This is a genomic window from Novosphingobium sp. CF614 (assembly GCF_900113255.1).
In the GTDB taxonomy this organism is placed as follows: domain Bacteria; phylum Pseudomonadota; class Alphaproteobacteria; order Sphingomonadales; family Sphingomonadaceae; genus Novosphingobium.
The window spans coordinates 40487-63103 of record NZ_FOOR01000003.1 but is presented as its reverse complement, the minus strand read 5'-3'; the positions used below and the strand labels follow the sequence as shown (position 1 = coordinate 63103).

Genomic DNA, 22617 nt, shown 5'->3' with positions numbered 1-22617 from the left:
AGGTCAGAACGACTTGCGCAGCGAGATGCCGGCCGAGGTCGTGTTCCCTGCCAGCATGCCGAAGCCGCGCGTCGCGAACAGGTCCAGGTGCAGGCTGGCGGTCAGTTCCATGTTGGCGGTCGCGCTCGCTTCGAACCAGCCATCGGCATAATGCTTGCTGTCGAGGCTGCCGCCAAGTTCGTCCGGCTCCACCGTGAAGTCGGGCGCGACCAGGGCCGAAACGGCATTGCCGGTCCAGTTGCGCGAGATGGCGAGCCCCGCGTAGTGGCGCCTGCGGGCGCCGAAGGCATGGTCGAGGCGGATCGCGGCATTGGCCGACCAGCTTGGCTCCTCGGTTTCCAGGTCGGTCTGGCTGGTGCCCGTGGGGGCCGGGCGCAGGAGCCTGCCATGGGCGTAGGACCCGGCGACGGTGGGTGTCAGATACCAGCTCTCGCCCAGCCGCAGCACGCGGCCGAAATCGCCGCCGAGCGCATAATAGTCGCTGCCGGAGGCGCCGGTGCTGGGCCTGCTGCCGGCCGAAGTGCTGATCCTTCCATAGTCCTGCCGACCATAGCTGGCCCACCCGTCTACCACCCAGTCGGCGAAGTTGCCGCCCGCCGCCAGGGTGCCTACCAGATATTCGGAAGGCAGCGCGGTATCCGCCTGGAGCAGCGTGCCGTGATAGCGCATCACCGCGCCGCGCAAATAGCCACGCCCTACCGCGCGCGTGAGCGCCAGCGCCTGCCAGGTCCCGTCCGGCCCGCCGTCGCGGGTGCCGATCCCGGCCGACGCGGTGGCGGTCCATGGCGGTGCGGGCGGCACTTCCTCGTCGGCCTGGGCAACGATGGGCACGGCGGCGGCATCGGCATCCTGTGCGTGCGCCGGGATCGATCCCGCCGCCAGCGCGGCGATCAGCATCGGCGCCAGGGGCCGCGACGCGCCGGCTCGCGCGAGGGTGGTCATGCCGCCTTGCGCAGTGCCGGATCGAAAGCCGCCGGCACGGTGACGCGGGCGACGAAACCCTCGCGGGCATGGGTGAAGGACACGTCGCCGCCATGGGCGCGGGCGATCGAGCGGCATACGGCGAGTCCGAGGCCGCTGCCCTTCTGGCCGGATTTCCTTGCCGATTCGCTGCGGTAGAACGGCTCGAACGCCCGGTCGAACTCGTCTTCCGGGATGCCGGGGCCGCCGTCGACGATCTCTGCCACCGCCTCGCCATCGGCAAGCGACACGCGCACGCGGGCGTGCGCGCCATACTTGATCGCGTTTTCCAGCAGGTTGCCGAGCAGGCGGCGGATGCCGACCGGGTCGACGTCGACCGGGATATGGGCGTTGCGCTCGATCTCGACGTCGGCGCCCACCAGCCGGGCATCGGCGACGCTGCCGGCGACGAGATCGGCGAAATCGATGCGTTCGCGCGGGCCCGGCGTGGAGGCGTCGCGGATGAAGGCGATGACCTCGCTAATCATCGCTTCCATCTCCGTCACTTCCTTCAGCAGGCCATCGCGCTGTTCGTCGGGCACGTCCTCGATGCGGAAGCGCAGGCGGGTGAGCGGGGTGCGCAAGTCATGGCTGATGGCGCCGACCATCGCCGTGCGATCATCGACGAAGGCGCGCAGGCGGTTGCGCATCTGGTTGAAGGCATTGGCGGCGCGGCCGATCTCCGCCGGTCCCGACAAGGGCAGGATCGTCGCCGAAGGATCGCGGCCGAGCTGCTCGGCGGCCTGCGCGAAATCCCTGAGCGGCAGCACGATGCGCCGCGCAAAGAGCCAGGCGAGCGGGCTGACCACCGCCAGCGAAAGCGCGAACCACAGCATGACGCGTTTCTGCCAGGCGTTGGGGAACGGTTCCGCGCGCGGCGCCACGGCAAGCCAGCGCCCGTCGTCCTGGCGCGCGGCGGCGACGAAATCACCCTCGATGAACGGCGGCGAGGCAAGATCGAACACCGAATCCTGGACCCGGCGGAACGGGATGGGCTGCGGTTTGCCCGGCACGGCGGGCTCGGCCTGCGGCGCGGCGGCGCTCGCGGTGGCCGGCGCTGCGGTCGCGGCCGCCGGCGCGGGGGCGCTCGCGAGCGGCAATGGGATCGACGCAATGGCGGCGCTGGGGGTGGGGGAGGGGGCGACGGCTTCGGCGGCGCGGGGCGGCGCGGCCGGCGGCCGTTCGGTCAGGCGGGGAAGGAGGATGCCGCCGGGTGCGCCGCCTGGCGCGCCGGCCGGCATGCCACCTGGCGCGCTTCCGCCGACCATGGCCGGCCCGCCCGGGGCTGCACCTGGGGCTCCGCTTGCCACCCCGCCGCTTCCCGGCTGCGCCGGTCCGCCGGTTCCGGGAACGGTGGCCGGGGTCGACGGGGAAGGCGCGCTTCCGCCGCCCGGCTGGCCCGCTCCGCCGGGCATCCCTGTAGGCGTGCGCGGACCTCCCGCCGGAATACCCGCACGCGGTCCCGCGCCCGGTACGCTGCCGCCGGGCATCGAAGGCATGCGCGGAACGGAGCCGCCGGGCGGCATGCCTCCGGGGAAGCCGCCGCCAGGCATGCCGCCCGGTCCGGCGGCGCCTCCCGGTGGCGGGCCGCCGGGTATCGACTGGGCACGGGCGGTTTCGATCAGGAGCGATTCGAGACCAGGTGATTCGGGTCCAGCTGACGGCTCGGCGCGCACGGCCAGCGGCGAGCGGCTGTTGGCCGGCACCGCCACGCCGCCGACAGGGAGCTGGGTGTAGAAAGCAAGAACCACGTCCCGGGGCTGGCGGCCGAGACGCGCGGCCAGCGCTTCGCGGGAGGATTCGGAAACCAGCCAGCCCTGGCCGCTGACGTCGGGCGGACCGCTCATCTCGCGGCGTTCGAGGCGCTCGGGCAAGTCGCGCGATACCAGCGCGGCGGCGACTTCGTCCATGTCCCATCGCGCCGTTGGGCTGGGCGGCAGCAGCACGGTGAGTGCGAGTGTCACCAGTTGCGCGGCCAGCAGCGCGCATACGAGGATGGCGATCATCTGCATCGCCAGGGGGAGGCCGATTCGGTGGGGAATGCCAGGCAGCGTCATGGCGCCGGAATTGCCACGATCTCGCGGCGATTGCGAGGCGGGCGTTCGCCGCCGCGCGGGGAAGATTGCGGAGCGGGTACAGGAGAGAGGGACACGTCCCTCCTGTTCCCGCTCCGTGTTCCCGTTGCCGGCCCGAAGGTTCGGCAGCGGGAACGGTCACCTCGGACGGTTCCGGACGCGTGCGGTTTCGCGCACCGCGCCCGGGCGGAATCTGGTTGGCCCATGCGGCGCGCGGCTTCGGAGGGCCGACGGCGGGGCGGGCAGCAAGCGCCTGTGTCACCTTTCGGCCGTCGCGCCAAGCGGGGAATCGTTCGAACGATGGTTCCGGAACCGTCGCCGGGCCGGGCGGGTGCGACTTCGTTTCCAGCCCGACGAACGGTTCCGGCACCGCCCGGCACCGTGGCGGTGGTGCGGCGGACGGTGGCTTTGAACGTTCCGGACAGTGCGGGCTTCGCGAAGCGGGAAGGCGGGGGCGCCGTGCAGTTCGCGAAGCCGGCTGCCCGAAACGGTTCCAAGCGCGTTCGACTTTTCATGACCGAAGATTTGGGCCGTGTAGATTGCCGGGGAATTTCACCGATTTTGCAGCGGCATTTCACCGGTGCCCGCACCCCGCGCCGGCTTTGAAATGCGCGAGGAACACTGGCTTCCTATTGATCGGCGATGCTACTAGAAACATCTTCGATGGACTTGCAGACCCGCATCCTCATTGTCGACGACGACGAGGGCATTCGCTCGCTGATTAGCGAATTTCTCGCCAAGCACGGATACGAGACCGCGGTCGCCGCCGATCCGCCGGCCATGCGCGAGCTGCTGGGGCGCGAACATTTCGATCTCATCGTGCTGGACGTGATGATGCCGCGCGAGGATGGTCTGACGGCGCTGCGCCAGCTTGGCCCCGGCGCGCCGCCGGTCATCATGCTCTCGGCGGTGGGGACCGATGTGGACCGCATCGTCGGGCTTGAGATGGGTGCCGACGATTATCTCGCGAAGCCGTGCAACCCGCGCGAACTGCTCGCCCGTATCCGCACGGTGCTGCGGCGGCGGGGCGGGACCGCGAAGGCGGAAGGCGAAGGCGAGCAGCCCGCGAGCCCGACCGGGGGCATCGCGCAATTCGATTCCGGCGAGGGCCTGCGCTTCGCCGGCTGGCGCATGGATCTGGGGCTCAGGTTGCTGTTCGATCCGGCGAACCGGCTGATTACGCTTTCCGATGGCGAATTCCGGCTGCTGCGCGCCTTTGCCGAACACCCGCGCCGCGTGCTCACGCGCGACCAGTTGCTCGACTGGTCGCGCGGCGAGGACAGCGAACACTATGACCGCGCCATCGACGTCCAGCTCTCGCGCCTGCGCCGGAAGCTGGCCGAGGGAGACGGCGGGCAGGATATCATCCGCACCGTGCGCAACGAGGGATACCTGTTCGTTCCTTCGGTGACGGCGGAACAATCGGCAAACTAGCCGCAATTCTTCTGAAATCTCCCGGCAAAGGCCGGCCCGCAATTCTCCCTCCCGTTCCGGTGGCGGCGTCTTCCTGCCTCCGCCCCGGAACCGCAATACAAGGGAGAACTTGATGAACGACGACCATGACAGGGGCCTGGCGCATGACCTGGCCACGCTCGGTGAGCGGATGATCGGGCGCCGCCGCGCGCTTGCCTTCTTCGCCAGTGCCGGCACCGCGGCGGCGGTCGCCGCCTGTGGAGGCGACGATTCGAGCAGCGGGTCCGGTTCCTCCTCCTCGTCAAGCTCCAGCTCGTCGAGCAGCTCGTCATCGTCGAGCAGCTCGTCCTCCTCCTCTTCATCGAGCAGTTCGTCGGCAAGCAGCTGCATCGCCGATCCCACCGAGACCAACGGCCCCTACCCCGCCGACGGCACCAACACTTCGAGCGGCGCCACTTCGAACGTACTGACCCAGAGCGGCATCGTGCGTTCCGATATCCGTTCCAGCTTCATCGGTTCCTCGACGACGGCCAGCGGCGTGCAGCTCGACCTCGTGTTGCAGCTGGTCGACGTCAACAGTGGCTGCGCGGCGATCGAAGGCGCGGCGATCTACATATGGCACTGCGACGCGGCGGGGAAATATTCGCTCTACTCCAGCGGGGTTACCACCGAGAGCTACCTGCGCGGGGTGCAAGTGACCGACAGCAGCGGCAAGGTCACCTTCACCACGATCTATCCGGCCTGCTATTCCGGCCGCTGGCCGCACATCCACTTCGAGGTCTTCACCGGCGGCCTCACCTCCGCCAGCACGGGGCGCACCGCGAGCCTGATCTCGCAGCTGGCGATGCCGGCGGCGACCAACACCGCCGTGTTCACCGGCGATTCGCGCTACACCGCGAGCATCGCCAACTACAACGCGATCTCGCTTTCGTCCGACAATGTCTTTGGCGACAACACCGCGGCCCAGCTCGCGCAGATGACCCCGACGATCACCGGCAGCCTGAGCGCCGGATATTCCGGCAGCGCCCTGATCGGCGTCGCCCTCTGACCCGCGGCGCCGGTCGCGCGTGGCCGGCGTCCGATACTTCCCCGTCCTTTTGGAAGAGTTCATCCCATGTCATCGCTTCATGCTTCCTCGAGCCTGGGAGCGCTGGTCCTTGCGCTCGTTTCGGCGCCGGCGCTCGCCGACACCAGCGTTTCCAGCGACACCACCACCGCCCTCGCCACGTCGAGCGCCGGCAACGTCACGGTCACCGAGGACGGCTCGATCACGCTGGCGAGCGGTTCGGCCATTACCGTGGACAGTGACGCCGCCGTCGACGTGGAAGGTGCGATAGACCTCGATGATGCCGACGGCGCCACCGCGATCGATGTCGCGGCCGGAACCGATTCGACGATCACCGTGGGCGAGGACGCGGTGATCCACGTTCTGGAGGACTACGTTCCCGACGACGACGATTCGAACTCGATCGCGGACGGCGCCATCGCCGAGGCCAGCGGCCGCTACGGCATCCACGTCAACGGGAGCGCGTCGGGCACCATCCTCAACGAAGGCGTGATAAAGGTGGAAGGCCTGAACTCGGGCGGCATCGTCCTCGACGGCGACTACACCGGTTCGCTCATCAATACCGGCACGATCACCGTGATCGGCGACTATTCCACCGGCATCTCGACACAGGCCGTCGATGGCGACGTGACGGTCGAGGGCACGGTGAACGCCATCGGCGAAGGGGCGAGCGGCCTTGCCGTCAACGGCGATGTCACCGGCGCCGTCACCATCCAGGGCACGGTCAGCCAGGCCGCATCCTATACCGACGACGATGGCGACACGGTCTACTTGTCCCGCGCGGCACTGCGTACCGGAACCGCCGCGGTATCGGTTACCGGCAATGTCGATGGCGGCATCTATGTCGCCGCCCCGCCCGCCGATAACGATGACGACGATGATGACGAAGACAACGACGGAGTCGATGACGACGAGGAGGGCACCGGTTCGGTCGTCGCCTATGGCAATGGTCCGGCGATCCAGGTGGGCGGCGCCAGCGACACCACTATCGGCGCGGTCACCGGCAACGCCGGCGCCTACTCGATCGCCATCGACGGGTCGGTGGCGGGCAATGCCTATTACAGCAATACCGACGCCTATGGACTGGTCATCGGCGGGCAGGGCGGCAACGTTACCCTGACCGACGGCATCGGCGTTACCGGAACGCTGCGGGCGACGACTTACGATTCGACCGCCACCGCGCTGCTCATCAACGCGGGCAGCACTGTCGATCATCTCTACAACAGCGGCACGATCACGGCGACCATCAGCTCGCCGGGCGAGGGCACCACCATCGCCGTCCAGGACCTGTCCGGCACTCTGACCACGATCGAGAACACCGGCTTCATCACCGCCAGCGGATCGAGCACCGACACGCGCGTCGCCATCGATCTTTCCGCGAACACCACCGGCGTCACCATCAGCCAGTATCTCAACGACGCCGACGCGGAGACCAGCGCCGAGTACCTCGAAGACAACGACGTGGACGTGGACCCCACCGTCTACACCAAGATAACCGGCAATATCCTGCTGGGCTCGGGCGACGATACGATCGACGCCTCTTCCGGGGCGATCGCCGGCAACACGCTTTTCGGCGCGGGCGACGACAGGCTCGATCTCTCCGGCGACACTGCCTACACCGGTAACGTCTACTTCGGCACCGGCACCGGCACGGCCACCATGGCCGGCACTTCGAGCTTTTCGGGCACGATGGACTTCGCCGGCCAGGCGGGAAGCCTGACGATCGGCGATTCGGCCACCTATTCGGGGGACTTCGGCAACGCGGCGAACCTTTCGGTCACCGTCAACGGCGGCACCCTGATCGCGGGCGACACCTCCACCGTAAGCTTCGGCAACCTCCATGTCGGTTCCGGCGGCACGCTGGGCATCAACATCGAAGGCGACGAGAGTTCGACTTTCGACGTGACCAGCGCCACGTTCGCGGATGGCGCCGGCATCACTGCCACGGTGAGCGACCTTGCCAGCGCCGAAGGCACCTACACGGTCCTGACCGCCGACACCCTCGATGTGGAAGGCACGCTCGATTCCTCGCTCGACCTGCCCTTCATCTACGACGGCAGCGTCACCAGCGACAGCAGCAGCATCTATCTCACGATCGCCCGCAAGACCTCCGACGAGCTGGGCCTGACCGCTTCGACCGCCGCCGCCTGGGACGCGGTCTACGCGACTGCCCAGAATGACGATTACCTCTCCGAGAGCCTGCTGCAGGTCGAGGATTCGGAAACCTTGCAGACCCAGGTCGCCGGATTGCTGCCCGACCATGCCGGGGGCGTCTTCGATGCGGTGACGCGCGGCGATCGCCTTGCGGCGCGGCATTTGAGCGATGAGAGTTCGCTGTTCGACATCTCGGACGTCGACGGCTGGCTCGAGCCGGTCTATTGGCGCACCACCCATGATGCCGGCGATGCAGCCGCCTACAAAACGAGCGGCTGGGGCTTGTCGGGCGGTTTCGAGCGCCGCACCCCGCTCGGCTATTTCGGCCTCTCCTATGCATGGCTGCAGAGCCAGGTCACCGACAACGGCGGCACCGGCAAGCTCGACGTCGGCCAGCACGACGTCGGCCTGTTCTGGCGAACCGCCAAGGGCCCGCTGATGGCGTGGGCCCGGCTGGGCGGCGCGCGCGTCTCGATCGATTCGTCGCGCACTTTCACGGGCACCATCGACGATACCGACTTCACCTATGGCGCCGACGGCAAGTGGACCGGCTGGCTGATTTCGGGGCTTGCCGGCGCTTCTTACCGCTACCAGGCGTCCCGCCGCTTCAGCCTCAGGCCCAAGGTCGAGCTCGAGCAGATGTGGCTCAAGGAGAACGGCTATTCCGAGGACGCGGACAGCGATGCGATCGCGCTGACGGTGGCCGGCCGCACCAGCAAGACGCTGACCGTCACGCCCACGGTGACGGCGGCTTATTCGCTGGGCACGATCTCGCCCGACTGGCGCCCGCTGACCTTCCAGCTCGAGGCCGGCCGCCGCGAGGTCCTTACCGGAACCCTCGGGAACACCACCGCCTATTTCAGCGGCGGCGACAGCTACGACGCGGGCGACGCCTTCACGATCGTCGCGGACGGCCCGAAGGGCGCGTGGATCGGCGAGGCGAGCGTGTTGGCAGGGGGCTACGACTTCACTTGGAAGCTCACCACCCGGGTCGAGCAAAGCGCCGCGAGCACCGATGTTTCGGCCCGCGCATCGCTCAGTGTCGCTTTCTGAGGCTCTTCTGCCGGCGTTCAACCCCGGTCTCCCGGCCCTGCCGGGAAACCGGGCGCGGGCGGCTGCGTTCCTCCTGGTCATGGTGCTGGCCGGGTTCGTGCTCGGCTGGCGGCTCGATGCGGTGAAGGCGCCGATCTGGGACGAGGCCTATTACCTGACGGCCGAGGCCCGGGTCCACCAGGGCCGTCTTCAGTTCGCCTCGCACCCGCCGCTGGGCATCCTGCTGATCGCGGCGGGCGATGCCGCCAGCGGCCTCAATCGCGACGTCGACTGGGGGAGGATCGCCGCGGCCAAGTCGATCCGCGGTGAGGACATGCCGCCGGGCTTCGACTGGCGTGGGCCTCGCCTTGCTCCTGCGGTGTTCGGCGCGCTGGCCGCCGGCTTGTTCTTCCTGCTGATGGCGGATCTTGCCGGAAGCACCGGCGCGGGCCTGCTGCTGACACCGCTTTTCCTCTGCGATCCCGCGCTTGTCGCGCAGTTCCGGGCCGGGCAGCTCGATGCCTTCCAACTGGTCTTCGTGCTGGCCGCGCTGCTCTGCGCCGTGCGCGCCTTGCACAGTCCCGCGCACGGCGATGGCGGCATGCGCGGCCGGGCGTGGACGGCCGGGTTCGGCGCGGCGGTGATGCTGGCGGCGATGGTCCGGCTCAATGCGCTGATGTTGGCGCCGCTCGGCCTTGTCCTGCTCTGGCCTTGCCTGCGTCAGGGCGACTGGATCCCGGCGCTGGCGCGGGCGGCTTCGGGCCTGGTCGCGACGCTGCTGGCGGCGGGCTGGGTCACGGCGGCGATGCTGGCCGCATCGCCGCTGCCGCCGGACGCCGGCACCGCAGCGGGCCGGATCGATGCGGCCCACGTTTCCCGCGACTATACCCGGCAGGGCCTGATCCCGGCGCTTGCCACTTACGCGGTCGACTACGCCGGGTTCATGCGCGCGGATCTCTCCGGCATGGCGCGCGGCGACGATAACGCCTCGCATCCCGGGCAATGGCTGCTGGGCGGCGGCGCGATCACCTACCGCTGGGACGCCTCGGACGCGCGCGTATCGACCGTGGCGCTGGTTCCCAACCGCGTCGCCTGGCTGATCTCGCTGGCGGGCGTGCTGTGGGCCGCCACGCTGGCCTGCGCGAGCCGGGGGCGCAGCCTTGGGCAAGCACCGGTCGCAGTGCTGCTGCTTGCCGGCTGGCTGCTCAACATGGCCGCGCTCGCCTGGCTGGACGGCCAGCGCGTCATGTACGCCTATCACTACTTCATACCGTTGATGCTCGGCCACGCGCTTGCGGCCTTGGCGTGGCGGCAAGCGCGTTGCAACGAGCGGCTGGCGGTGCCGGCGCTGGTCGGCCTTACGCTCTACGCGATACTCGCCTTGCCGCTGGCGCTGCACCAGCCGGTCTCGCCGGAACATTGCCGGGCGCTGCTCGACGATTGCGGCGGCGCGACCTGATGCCGGCTATTCCCCGCGAAGCCCGGTCAGCTTGCGCTCCCATGCCAGCGCGTGTTCGACGATCGTCGGCAGGTCGGCATAGCGGGGCACCCAGGGCAGGGTCGCCTTGATCCGGCTATTGTCCGAAATCAGCGAATCCGGATCCCCGGCGCGGCGGCCTTCCATGCGCCTTTCGATCGTCTGGTTGGTCACGCGGTCGACCGCGTCGAGCACTTCCAGCACCGAGAAGCCGCGCCCATAGCCGCAGTTCATCGTCAGCGATTGCCCGGGGTTCTCGATCAGCGCCGCCAGCGCGAGGACGTGGGCGTTGGCGAGGTCCGAGACGTGGATGTAGTCCCGCACGCCGGTGCCGTCGGGCGTATCGAAGTCCGTGCCGAACACCGCCACGTGGCCGCGCTTGCCCAGCGCCGCCTCGACCGCGACCTTTATCAGGTGCGTCGCGCCCGCGGTCGATTGGCCCGTGCGTGCCTGCGGATCGGCGCCGGCGACGTTGAAATAGCGCAGCGCGCAGTAATTGAACGGATGCGCCCTGGATACGTCTGCCAGCATGATCTCGGTCATCAGCTTGGACATGCCGTAGGGATTGATCGGCGATCTTGGGCTGTCTTCGGTAACCGGGGACACTTCGGGGACGCCGTAAGTCGCGGCGGTCGAGCTGAAGATGAAATGGGGCACGCCAGCCTTCACCGCCGCTTCGACCAGCGCGCGGCTCTTGGCGGTGTTGTTGTGATAGTACTTGAGCGGGTTTTCCACCGATTCGGGCACGATGATGGAACCGGCAAAATGCATGATCGCGCCGATGCCGTTGCCCATCCCCTGCTCGGCGAAGATGCGCGCAAGCAGTTCGCCGTCCTCGATATCGCCTTCATACAGCGGCACGCCTTCGGGAATGGCGAAGCGAAAACCGGTGGTCAGATTGTCGATCACGGCGACCGGCCAGCCGGCGTCTTTGAGCGCGAGCACGGCATGGCTGCCGATGTAGCCGGCACCGCCGGTAACCAGGACGGGAAGCTTGTCTGACATGGACACCCCTGAGGCTGAATGAACTGCGTTGGCGGCCGCCTCGCAGTCGGGGGAAATATGCCGCGTGCTGCGGTGCGTCAAATAAAAGGGATGGCATTTCCGTTTGAATATTCGTACTTCGCTGTTGCCTGATCCTCGCGTATTCCCCTAGATATCGCTCGTGCGAAGTTTGGGAGCGGGCGTGCATGATCCGGTGTTTCCATGTCTGGCAGGAAGACCCGGGTTCTTGTGCTTGGCGTCGGCTGCAACCCGCCATTCGCGTTGACCGAAATACCGGACAACATTGCCAGCTACCCCGTGAACGATATCGACCTGTCGGAGCCGGATCGCACTATGGTGCCCGTGCTTTATGCGCTGCCGTTCCTGGCCGACAAGTACTTGCCGGAGCTGCCGGCCGATCCGAGAAGGGCCACAACCACCGGCGAAGCGTCGCGGTTACGAACTGTCAGGCTTGGAGTGCGCACGGCGCGATACGTCAGCGGTAGCGGGCGAACTATTGATTGCCCGGCGATGGTTCCGTCTGGGGGGCGAAGTAATTGTCCACCGCATGCGCGAAGGATTGCAGCGTGAACGCGCGTGCCCTCCTGCTGACGGCGGCCTTGGGCGCGATCAGGTCGAAGCCGTGGAAGCAGCCGTCGAAGAGTTGGAATTCGACGGAGACGCCGGCTTCTTTCAGATGTTCCACATAGGCGATCGTTTCGTCGCGAAATGGCTCGAGGTTTCCGACATATGTCATGGTCGGCGGCAGGCCGCTGTAGTCGGTGGCGCGAGCCGGGGCGGCGTCATAGGGAATCGGCTGGCCCCGTTCCTTCAAGCCCCTGAGATAATAGCCCCAGGCCAGCGCGTTGATCTTCGAGTTCCATAGCGGGCCGTCGTTCATTCGCGCGGATTCGCCTTCCATGCGGTCGTCGATCATCGGATAGATCGGCATCTGGAACGCAATCTTCACGTCGCCGCGGTCGCGCGCGCGCAATGTCACCGCGGCAGTCAGTCCGCCGCCGCCGCTATGTCCGCCGACCATCAGTTGATCGGAGCGCACTCCCAATGTCTCGGCGTTGTCCCTGATCCAGAGCAGCGTGTCGTAGCAGTCGTCGATCGCCGCGGGATAGGGCGCGGCGAGCGACTTGCGATAGTCCGGAGCGACCACGACGCATTTGCGCGTCTCGATGAACGATCGAATGATGCTTTCCGATCCCTCCGGCGTCGCCAGTGCATAGCCGCCGGGATGAAGGTAGAGAAGCGCGGGGAGGCGTTCGCCATCGGACAAGGGGCGGTAAACGCAGGTCCGGATCGGCGGTGCGCCGCCGGTGCGCGGGATCGAGATCTCTTCGTGCCGCATGCCTTCGATCGGGCGTTTGCGGCGCGGGGGCTTCGTCGATACGCGGGCAAGCATGCGGACGAACCAGGGTTCGGAACGCATCAAGAGCCAGCAGAGCCGCGCGGGCCAGCGCAGTTCCCGGTCGATACTCGCGAGTGTCACGTGCATGGCGTTTGTTCTCCTGATGCCCCTGTTCCGAGGGCCTTGTTCCGAGAGCCGCACGCGGGCCCGGTCGCCCTCGCCGGATGATGCCACCTGGCCTAGCCGGCCAGATCGAAACCCCTCATGGCGCAGGTTTCGGCGATCTCCTCGTAAAGCGCGCCCGGGATGGAGAAAGTGCCGGTATCCGTTACGGCGCCGAGGTGCGCGGCGATGTCTTCCACGTCCGGCTTGGTGCCTTCCGGCGCCAGCCAGCCTTCGCCCAGGCCGACGAAGACGCGCGAATAGCGTCCCGCGCAGGCGGCGAAATTGTGATGGGTCAGCGTGCAGTCGCGGCTGGCCAGGTAGACCACCAGGGGCATGACCAGGTCGGGATCGATCGCCTGGTAAAATGCCCGCTGACCGGCGGAAATCTCGCGGTCCTGGATCTGGTCGCTGACCAGGCGCGAATAGCCGGTGGGCAGCACGGCATTGGCCAGGATTCCGTGCCGGGCCCCTTCCAGCGCGAGCACGTTGGCAAGACCGACAAGTCCGGCCTTGGCGGTTCCGTAATGGGCATTGCCGGCCATGCCGAACATCCCGGCGGACGACGATATGAACACGAAGCGGCCATAGCCCTGCGCTTTCATCGCCCGGAAGGCGGGCTGGCTGACATGAAAACCGCCGTCGAGATGAACGTTGAGCATGCGCTTCCACGCCTCGACGGTCATGTCCTCGAACGGCGCGAACTCGAAGATGCCGGCGTTGTTGACGACGACGTCCACCCGGCCGAAATTGTCGAGCGCGGCGCGGACGATGGCATCGCCGCCGTCCGGCGTGGAAACGCTGTCGTGCGAGGCTACGGCGCGCCCGCCTGCCGCGGTGATCTCGGCCACCACCTGATCGGCCACGCTTTCGTCCATGCCCAGGCCCCGGCTGGTGCCGCCCAGGTCGTTGACCACCACGGCGGCTCCCCGCCGCGCCATTTCCAGCGCATAGAGCCGCCCAAGGCCCCGGCCGGCGCCGGTCACGACCGCGACTTGTCCCTTGAAATCGATCATCGTCCGCTCTCCCGTTTTTTCCGGCTTGTCGTGGAAGCTTTCGCGCTCCGGCGATTATTCAACGGGCACGGCGACGGCGCCGTGCACCACGCGCCGGCCGCGCGGCAGCAGCATGCCGATGGCCATGGCGACGAAAGTCGTCGCGGCGATCCAGCCCATGGTCAGGCGATAGCTCTCCGCCGTCGGGAACAGCGATCCATCGTCCGGCGCGGCGATGGTGAAGGCCGAAAGCGAGACCGCGATGAGCTGGGCGCCGACGGCCAGTCCGAAGCCACGCACCACCAGCATCGTGCCGATGGCCTCGCTGGTGCGGTCCTCCGGCACGGTATCGACGATCGCGTTCGTAACCGCCGTCACCACCATCGTCGTGCCGTAGGACGTGACGGTCAGCAACAGGATGATCTCGAGCAGATGGCCGGGCAGCAGGATCGCATAGAGCCAGCCCGTCACCGCCACCAGGCACGAGGTCATGACCGCCGCGCGGTGGCCGAAGCGATTGGCCTGCCAGCTGACCAGCGGCCCGGCGGTGACGGTGACCATGTGCGAAGGCAGCTTGGCAAGGCCTGCCGCGGTTGCGCTCATCCCCAGGCCGACACCGGTCCACAGCGGCGACTGGATATAGGCGGACAGGATGTAGACGATCTGCATCGTCCCGGCGGCCAGCAGCACGGTGGCGGCATTGCTGACCGCGAAGTTGCGGATGGTGAACAGCCGCAGGTCGATGAACGGATTGCGCGCCCGCAGCGCCCGGCGCCCCCACAACGCGAAAAAGAACACGCCCGCACCCGCCGTGAGCAGCACTTGCGGGGACAGCAGGCCGTGGTTCTTGGTCATGCCGATGGCGATCATGACGCAGGCGATCGCGGGCATGGGCAGCAGCGCCTCGATCCAGTCGATCCTGATCGGTCCGCGCACGATCTTGCGATTGGGCAACCAAAGCCAGGACAGCAGCACGGCAAGGGCGATCAGCAGCGAACTGGCGACGAAGAGCCAGTGCCAGTTGAAATGATCGACGATCATGCCGCCGAAGATCAGGCCCGATGCCGCGCCCACGCCCTGCGCGGTGGTCAGGAAGCCGATGCTCATGGGCAATCGCTGCATGTCCAGGTTTTCACGCAGCACGCCGATGCCGAGCGACAGCACCGTCACCGAAAGGCCCTGCATCGCCCGTCCGATCAGGACCATCACGAAGTTTTCGGATACCGCGCTGATGACCGATCCGATCAGCGCCAGGGCCAGCAGGATCAGGATCATCGGTTTGCGGCCCCAGAGATCGCCCAGCCGCCCCACCACGGGTGCGGTGGAGGCCGCGACCAGGGGATGGATGGCAACGAGCTGGCCCGCCATGAAGGGGTCGCCGAACGTGCGGATGAGTTTCGGCAAGGCGGCGAAGATCATCGAGGTTTCGAACGTGACGGTCGATTCGGCCAGGCAAAGCGCCAGCAGCAGGCCGATCGGATAGGCTTGGCGTTCCTTCACGGGATGATTGTTCCTCTCATGACGGGCCGCGCGGTCTCTGGAACGGGCAACCCAATGGACAACCCGGCCGGCCGGCGGACCGCCGCCAGAGGTGTAGGAGCGCAAAAGTCTAGTCAATGGTGCGATTCGCGCCGCGGTGTTTTCCCTGCATCGATGCAGGCGGCGAATCGTGCGCGCGGGTGGGCCGCATTTCCGGATCGCGATCGCGCCCGCCCTTGCCCGGGAGGTGCCCGGCGGGCGCGGAAAGCCCAAGTCAGGGGTGTTTCCCCGCAGGTCAGGAGATTCGATCCGGACCTTTGGGCGCGCCGTTGAAGAACCGGCGTGTCGGCGTGACATCGAAGAGCATCGAAGGGCATCGACCGGGGCGGCGGGGCTGGGGCCGGCGGGCCGCGATCCGCGCCGCCCGGCGCCTGTTTCGGGAAGCTGGCGCGGGCGGAAACGGCTGCGAATCCCGCGCGTCAAGGGATTCTTTTCGGGGATTCGAGCGCTGCCGCCTTTGTTCCGTGCAATTCCGGAAAGTGGCTAAATTGCTGGACTTTCGGGCATTGACATGCGGTAATGGCGAGATTATTTAGTCAGTCGACTGACAGTTTTGGGAAAGCAGGATAATCATGCCGGAAACGCTGACTCTGGATAACGCCGGAGAAGCCATGAAGCTTTATCAGGTGAAGCCTCAGGGCGCGATCAAGGGCGCGGTGATCGTCATCCAGGAAGCGTTCGGCATCACCGATCACATCATGGACGTCTGCCAGCGCGTGGCGGACGCGGGCTATCTCGCGGTCGCCCCGCACGTCTTCCATCGCACCGGCGATCCGGTCATCGCGTATGACAAGATGCAGGAAGTGATTCCGCACATCATGCAGCTCAATCGCGAAGGGATCGAGGCGGACGTCAAGGCGTGCCTCGATTACCTCGAGTCGCAGGGCTATTCGGGCCGCCAGGTGGCGATCATGGGTTTCTGCATGGGCGGGACCATCGCTTTCTTCGCCGGCGCGAAGTGGGAACTGGGCGCGGCGGTGACCTTCTACGGCGGCGGCATCGTGCAGGGCCGCTTCGGCCTTCCCACCCTGCTCGAACTGGTCCCCGAACTGAAGACGCCCTGGATGGGCAACTACGGCGATCTCGACCAGAGCATCCCGCTTACCGAAGTGGAGATCCTGCGCAAGGCGGTTGCCGCCGCCGGGATACCGCTGGAGGTCAATCGCTATGCCGATGCCGACCACGGTTTCCATTGCAACGATCGCAGCGCCTACCACGAAGCCTCGTCGAAGGACGCCTGGGCCAAGACGGTGCAATTTCTGGATAGCCACGTCGCTCATGATTGAGTGTAAGGGTCTGAACTGATCGGACGGATCGTCCGCAAGAAATTTTCGCTGGCTGCCCCGGTGTTGCAAGCCTTGGGCCGGATCAGGATGTGGCAGCGAATTGAGGAGAACGAACATGCAGTACAAGTCGATTTCCGCCGATGGCCACATCAATGAGCCGCCGGAGCTGTGGATCAAGAACCTGCCGGCCAAGTTCAAGGATCGTGGTCCGCGCATCATCGAAACGCCCAAGACCAAGGGGCACGCCTGGATCATGGAAGGGCAGAGCCGTCCTTCGCCGATGGGCTTCAGCTCGATGTATTCGCGCGGCGCCAAGCGGTTCGATCGCGGCTCGCTGATCGACAGCTTCAAGCAGATCCGCGATCGCGGCGTGCGCTATGAGGATCTGTTCCCGGGTTCGTGGGACCCGGCCGAACGCGTCAAGGAGATCATCGAGGACGAGACCGACGCCGAAGTGATCTACAACGGCGTCCAGACGGTGTGGAACGGCATCAAGCTGTGCCCGGACAAGGAACTGAGCCTGGCTTGCTACAAGGTCTATAACGACTGGATGGTGGAGTTCCAGGAGCACGATCCCAAGCGCTTCATCTGCAATGCCACGCTGCCCACCACGGGCCTCAAGGATTGCATGGAAGAGCTGCGCCGCTGCGCCGACATGGGCCTGCGCACCGCGCAGCTGGAATCCTACCCGAGCGGATCGTTCACCGACCCTTCGCCCGAGGATGACAAGTTCTGGGCGATGTGCGTGGAGATGGACTTCCCCATCAACATCCACACCCAGTTCTTCTTCCCCAGCGGCGATCTCGGCTCCAAGATTTCGGCCGAAGGCGTCGCCGACCAGAAGAAGCGCGCCGACAAGCGCGGGATCGACATCGCCGCCGGCACTTTCCAGGTGATCCTGTCGAAGCTGATAAGCTCGGGCGTGTTCGAGCGTTTCCCCGACCTCAAGATCATCGGTTCGGAAGTGCACACCGGCTGGGTGCCCTACTACCTCGAGAAGTTCGACGAATCGGTGCTGCGCAACCGCCGCGAATGGAAGCTGCCGCTGCTGCCGAGCGAGTACTTCCGCCGCAACGTGTGGGTCGTCTACATCGTTGACGAGATGGGGGCCGAGAACCGCTATCAGATCGGCGTCGACAAGATCATGTGGGGGCCGGACTTCCCGCACTCGTCGAGCAACTTCCCGCTGGACTACCAGCTCGGCCGCGAAATCCTCGACCGCGTGGGCGCTTCGAACAGCGAGATCGAGCGGATCATGTGGAAGACCTGCGCCGACATCTACAAGCTGCCTTACGAGGAACCGGCGACGTTCAGCCTCGCGGCTTGAACCGCGGCGCCGCAGCGGTGCCGCATTGAATGCGATACTCTAACGATTGGGAGCTGGGATTATGACTGGAGCTTGCGCGGGACTGAGGGTGCTCGATCTGAGCACGCACGACGCCGGTTCGCTCGCGGCCATGGTCCTGGCCGACTACGGGGCGGAGGTTATCCTGGTCGAATCGGCTCGCGAGGGCCATCGGCGCGAGAAACCTTCGTTCCTGCTGCTCAATCGCGGCAAGAAAAGCATCAGTCTCGATCTCGAGACGGCCGAGGGGCGTGCCGCGCTGCACCGGCTGATCCCGGCGGTCGACGTGGTCATCGAGACCATGTCTCCCGCCGAGGCGGCCCGCAAGGGCGTGACTTACGAGGCGCTTCGGGCGCTGCGCGGCGATATCGTGCACTGCTCGATCACCGGGTATGGCCGCAATGGGCCCTTCGCCGAGGTCAAGGCGGATGACGCCCTGGTCATGGCCAAGGCCGGCATCTTCCGCGATCAGCCCGGCTGGCACCAGGACGGTGTCCGTCCGGTGTTTCGCTCCACGCGCGATGCCACCATGTTCTCCGGCATGCTGGCCCTGCAAGGCGTGCTCGCGGCGATCCGCCTGCGCGACCTGACCGGCAAGGGCCAGCACGTGGACCTCAGCATGCTGGCGGCGCTTTCCTGCCGCCAGAATCCCAAGGTCCGCTGGTTGCTGCGCGAGGGCGAGGAACTGCCGGCGGAAGGCAGCGGCGGCACCGAGGTGCAGAGCGAAAAGCACGTGCTTCCCCATCACCTCGATCCGCGCCAGACCAACCTGATCGGCATGCGCGTGGAAACCGCCGACGGCCGCTGGCTGGTCCATTCGCATACCGAGCCGCATTTCTTCCCCGCCTGGATCGAGGCGATCGAGATGACCTGGATCTGGGGCGACGAACGTTTCAAGGGCGCGCCGCACAAGTTCGATAAGGACGCCGACCGCGTCGAGCTGACCGAACTGCTCAAGGCGCGGATGAAGGAAAAGACCGCCGCCGAATGGATCGATGCCTACCTCGCCAATGGCAATGTCTGCGGCGACATGGTGCAGACCACGCAGGACGCGCTGCGCCATCGCCAGTCGGTGGGCGCCAATCTGGTGGTGACGGTGGAGGACCCGCAAGTGGGCGCGGTTCTCCAGATCGGCCCGCTGGCGAAGATCTCCAACGCGCCTGCTTCGGTTCTCCGTTCCGCCCCGGCGGCGGGCGAGCACGACGCGGAAATCCTGGGGCAGGAACTGCAGCCGTTCCCCCGCAGGGAAACCGCGGGCAGCGCCGCGATCGCCCGGCCGCTGGAAGGCGTGACGGTGGTTGAGGCGGCCTATTATTACGCCACCCCGTTCGCCACCGCGTTGCTGGCCGAAATGGGCGCCCGCATCATCAAGATCGAACCGCTGCGCGGCGATCCCTATCGCTCGCTGGCCAATGCCGGCCGCGGCGATCCGGTGCTCAACCTGGGCCATAACAACATGGTCCGCGCGATGCAGGGCAAGGAAAGCATCTCGCTCGATCTCAAGTCGGCGGAAGGCAAGAAGATCCTGCGCGGCCTGATCGAGAAGGCGGACGTCTTCATCCACTGCTTCCGCAAGAGCGTGCCGGAATCGCTCGGCATCGACGAAGCCTCGCTGCGCCAGATCAACCCGGACATCGTCTATCACTACGGCGCCTCCTATGGCGCGATCGGGCCCTATTCGCGGCAGCCCGCGATCGACCCGATCATCGCCGCCTATGCCGGAACCACGGCGCAGCAGGCGGGCCGGGGCAATGCCCCACTGTCCGAGACCGGCGCCGATCCGGTCGCCGCGACCGGCCATGCCTCTGCCATGCTGCTCGGCCTCTTCGCGCGTGACCGCACCGGCAAGGGCCAGTCGGTCGAATCGGCGATGATAATCTCGAACATCTTCCACAACTACGAAGATGCGCTCAGCTATGCCGGCAAGCCCGATCGCCCGCAGCCGGATGCCTACCAGTTCGGCATGAACGCGCTGTACCGGCTTTACGAGACGGCGCCGGCCCCGGCCGGCTCGGTGTTCGCGCCCTATCAGAACCAGAACCCGCGCTGGGTCTTCCTCTCGGCCGAAACCGACGCGGAGTTCAGCCGCTTCTGCACGGCCGCCGGCCGTGACGATCTTGCCGGCGACGCGCGCTTCGCGACGGTCGCCGCGCGCCGCGCCAACGATGATGCATTGGCCGGGGAACTTGCCAAGGTCTTCCAGGCGCGATCGGCGCATGACTGGCAGGAGCTGCTGCTGGCCGCCGGGGTGGGCTGCGTCCAGGCCGACGCGATGTCCAACTTCGCGTTCCTGTACAAGGACGAGCAGACCCTCGCCAATGACTTCACCGTCCTGACCGAGCATCCGAGCATCGGCCGCTACTGGCGCCACGCGCCCTTGCTGCGGTTTTCGGAAACGCCCGGGGCGGTCACCAGCACTTCGGTGCAGGGGGAGTTCACCCGCAGCATCCTTGCCGAGCTTGGTTACGACGAGCCGGCGATGGAGCAACTGCGGACTGACGGCGTGGTTTCCTGGCCCGAGGGGGCGGAGGCGCTGGCTCCGGCTTGAAGCTTGGAATTGAAATGAACTTTGTCAGGAGCGGGCCCCGCAACGGGTTCGATCCGGCTGTTGGAAGGTAACGCACATGGCGGACAAGATTACGTACACTCTCATTTCGGCGGACTCGCATGTCCTCGAACCTGCGGACATGTTTGAAAAGCGGCTTCCGGCGCACCTGCTTGAGCGCGCGCCCAAGCTGAAGCCGTTCGAGGGCGGCAGCGCCTGGTTCATCGGCGATCTCGATCCGGTGCCGCTGCCGCCGACCGCGCGCACCGGTTCGGGCTATCGCCTCAGCAACATGGCGGGCGTCGATGCGGTCGCCTATGAGGACGTGCTGCCGGCGCTGATCGATCCCGCCGAGCGCATCAAGGCGCAGGAAGCCGACAGCGTCGACGCCGAAGTGCTCTATCCGACCCCGTCGCTCTGGGACGCGATCAAGCTGCTCGACGATGCCGAACTGCAGCTCGCCTGCGTCAAGGCCTACAACGACTGGATCGCAGAGTTCTGCGCTTATGCGCCCGATCGCCTGATCGGCATCGGCAAAGTGCCGACCACTTCGGTGGAAGATGCCTGCGCGGAAGTCCTGCGCTGCGCCAATGAGCTGAAGCTGCGCGGGTTCGTGCTCGATTGCTTCCCCAGCGGCGCCAAGGTCGGCGGCAATCCGGCGGACGATCCGTTCTGGGAAGCGGTGAACGAGACCGGCCTGCCCGTCAGCCTGCACATCGCGGTCGGCCCGACGGCGAACACCATGCCCGAAAGCGGGCCGACGCCGGGCATGCGTCCGCAGATGGCCGAAGCGGTCCTGCCGATGGTGGCTTCCGGCCTGTTCGACCGTTTTCCGAACGTGCGGGTCGTGCTGGCCCATGGCGATGCCGGCTGGGCGATGCACTGGCTCGAATTCAACGACATGTATTACCTGCGCCACCGGCACCTCAACGCCTACACCCTCAAGGACGAGAACGCGCTGCCGAGCGAATACATTCGCAGCCGGGTGTGGTTCACGTTCCACCACGACCAGACCGCGGTCAAGAACCGTCACAACATCGGCCCGGCGCATCTCATGTGGGCCAGCCATTTCCCCTATGACGATTCCAACTGGCCGGATAACCGCCAGCAGGCGACCCGCGTGACGGCCGAGGCTCCGGCCGGTGCGCGCGACGGCTTCCTCGCCGCCAACGTGGCGCGGCTCTATGGCCTGCCCGGTTACGAGGCCGGCTTCGAGGACGCGGCGCTCAAGGAATTCGTTCCGCTGGTTCATTACTGAACCGGCACGTTTCCGGACCGGAAGGCAAGACGATGCGCGTGATCGATATCGACCCTGGGCTCCTGCGCGACTACGCCAAGGCGTCCATTCACTCCGGCGTGGAGTCATGGACGCACATGGAGGCGGAGTTCGTCGGGAACATCGACGGGCTGATGGAGACACTGGTGCCCGAGGGCCCCTATGCCTACACGATCGTGCCGCGCGTGGCCGAGGACGGGAGCGTCAGTTCCCCCCTCATCACCACGGCGGAGGAAATCCGCGAATGCTACAAGTTCGTGCGCGGCCGCAGCGACCTGATCTCGGCCGAGCCCCTGGTCGATATCCGGGGGGGGTGGTACAACTTCACCGCCGCCATCAACCGCGGCCGGGTGCGGGGCCAGGACCAGATCACCGAAAGCTTCACGATCGCCATCTTCCCGGTTTCGACCGGCAAGGGGATCACCGGCGAACTGGTCTGGGCCAGGGTCCCGCGCACGAGGCTTGGCGCCGGGCCGGATCCGGTGGAACCGATGCTGGAAGGCGATGCCGGCCGCCGCCATCTCCTGGCGCTGCACAACGCCTATCTCGAGGCCATGCGCCGCCAGGACATCGAAGGCATGCTGGCGGGGATGCACGACGGCGTCCAGGCGAACATCCGGGACTACGTGAACGATACCGGCACCCTGATCGGCATCCAGAGCAAGGATGACTATCGCACCTACCTCAAGGGGTTTTTCGGTAAGTACGAAATCCTTTCGGTCGACTATCTCCATCGCGCGATGGAGGATTGGTATCTGTTCGCGGAAACCCGGGTGACCATGCGCGACCGGGACGGGAGAGAACTGGCGTACAACAGCGCCGATTTCTTCGTTCCGGCGAAAGACAATCGCGTGATCGTCCAGACCGGCCACGGAACCGATCTGGCCTAAAAACAAAACCGCCTGGTCGGCCGCCCAGCCCGCTGGCGGACCGATGAAATGGCGGACC

Annotated in this window: 15 protein-coding genes; 9 read left to right on the top strand and 6 right to left on the bottom strand. The window is 66.6% G+C overall.

Annotation, left to right across the window (positions count from 1 at the left end; genetic code table 11):
* Positions 1-3 precede the first annotated feature (3 nt).
* Together BM052_RS05185 and BM052_RS05180 are read right to left on the bottom strand one after the other, a co-directional pair.
* Positions 4-942 carry an autotransporter domain-containing protein gene (locus BM052_RS05185; protein ID WP_091144081.1) on the bottom strand — a complete coding sequence of 313 codons (939 nt, stop codon included), beginning with the start codon at positions 940-942 and terminating at the stop codon, positions 4-6.
* Positions 939-3017: an ATP-binding protein gene (locus BM052_RS05180; protein WP_091144079.1), complete on the bottom strand. Its 2079-nt coding sequence runs from the start codon at positions 3015-3017 to the stop codon at positions 939-941. The genes BM052_RS05185 and BM052_RS05180 overlap by 4 nt, the downstream gene beginning before the upstream one ends.
* A 681-nt stretch (positions 3018-3698) precedes the next feature.
* Between BM052_RS05180 and BM052_RS05175 the strand changes: the two genes are divergently transcribed.
* The 4 genes from BM052_RS05175 (at position 3699) to BM052_RS05160 (ending at position 10159) form a co-directional block, all read left to right on the top strand.
* Positions 3699-4469, top strand: a complete 771-nt coding sequence (locus BM052_RS05175) for a response regulator (protein WP_091144077.1) — start codon at positions 3699-3701, stop codon at positions 4467-4469.
* Between the two features lie 112 nt (positions 4470-4581).
* Complete coding sequence (locus BM052_RS05170; RefSeq protein WP_091144075.1) at positions 4582-5496, top strand: dioxygenase family protein; 915 nt, start codon at positions 4582-4584, stop codon at positions 5494-5496.
* Between the two features lie 66 nt (positions 5497-5562).
* Positions 5563-8721, top strand: coding sequence for an autotransporter outer membrane beta-barrel domain-containing protein (locus BM052_RS05165; RefSeq protein ID WP_091144073.1), 3159 nt, complete (start codon positions 5563-5565; stop codon positions 8719-8721).
* Positions 8708-10159 carry a phospholipid carrier-dependent glycosyltransferase gene (locus BM052_RS05160; RefSeq protein WP_177198337.1) on the top strand — a complete coding sequence of 484 codons (1452 nt, stop codon included), beginning with the start codon at positions 8708-8710 and terminating at the stop codon, positions 10157-10159. The genes BM052_RS05165 and BM052_RS05160 overlap by 14 nt, the downstream gene beginning before the upstream one ends.
* A 6-nt stretch (positions 10160-10165) precedes the next feature.
* Here BM052_RS05160 and galE read toward each other — a convergent pair whose 3' ends face one another.
* The 4 genes from galE to BM052_RS05140 all read right to left on the bottom strand — a co-directional run bounded on the left by galE (position 10166) and on the right by BM052_RS05140 (position 15178).
* On the bottom strand, positions 10166-11182 hold the full coding sequence (gene galE, locus BM052_RS05155; RefSeq protein ID WP_091144069.1) for a UDP-glucose 4-epimerase GalE: 1017 nt from the start codon (positions 11180-11182) through the stop codon (positions 10166-10168).
* Positions 11183-11675: 493 nt separating this feature from the next.
* Positions 11676-12668, bottom strand: a complete 993-nt coding sequence (locus tag BM052_RS05150) for an alpha/beta hydrolase (RefSeq protein ID WP_091144066.1) — start codon at positions 12666-12668, stop codon at positions 11676-11678.
* A gap of 92 nt (positions 12669-12760) precedes the next feature.
* Positions 12761-13699, bottom strand: coding sequence for an SDR family NAD(P)-dependent oxidoreductase (locus BM052_RS05145; protein ID WP_091144065.1), 939 nt, complete (start codon positions 13697-13699; stop codon positions 12761-12763).
* Positions 13700-13753: 54 nt separating this feature from the next.
* Positions 13754-15178: an MFS transporter gene (locus BM052_RS05140; RefSeq protein WP_177198336.1), complete on the bottom strand. Its 1425-nt coding sequence runs from the start codon at positions 15176-15178 to the stop codon at positions 13754-13756.
* A 650-nt stretch (positions 15179-15828) separates the two neighbouring features.
* On the opposite strand from BM052_RS05140, the gene BM052_RS05135 reads away from it, so the two are divergent.
* The 5 genes from BM052_RS05135 (at position 15829) to BM052_RS05115 (ending at position 22559) form a co-directional block, all read left to right on the top strand.
* A complete protein-coding gene (locus BM052_RS05135; protein ID WP_091144445.1) occupies positions 15829-16503 on the top strand; it encodes a dienelactone hydrolase family protein in 675 nt (224 codons plus the stop codon).
* Positions 16504-16618: 115 nt separating this feature from the next.
* The gene (locus BM052_RS05130; protein ID WP_091144061.1) at positions 16619-17830 is read left to right on the top strand and encodes an amidohydrolase family protein; all 1212 of its coding nucleotides are present in this window, start codon (positions 16619-16621) and stop codon (positions 17828-17830) included.
* A 61-nt stretch (positions 17831-17891) separates the two neighbouring features.
* Positions 17892-20396 carry a CaiB/BaiF CoA transferase family protein gene (locus BM052_RS05125; protein ID WP_091144058.1) on the top strand — a complete coding sequence of 835 codons (2505 nt, stop codon included), beginning with the start codon at positions 17892-17894 and terminating at the stop codon, positions 20394-20396.
* Positions 20397-20472: 76 nt separating this feature from the next.
* Positions 20473-21651, top strand: coding sequence for an amidohydrolase family protein (locus BM052_RS05120; protein ID WP_091144057.1), 1179 nt, complete (start codon positions 20473-20475; stop codon positions 21649-21651).
* Between the two features lie 38 nt (positions 21652-21689).
* On the top strand, positions 21690-22559 hold the full coding sequence (locus tag BM052_RS05115) for a nuclear transport factor 2 family protein (protein WP_218151518.1): 870 nt from the start codon (positions 21690-21692) through the stop codon (positions 22557-22559).
* Positions 22560-22617: the final 58 nt, after the last annotated feature.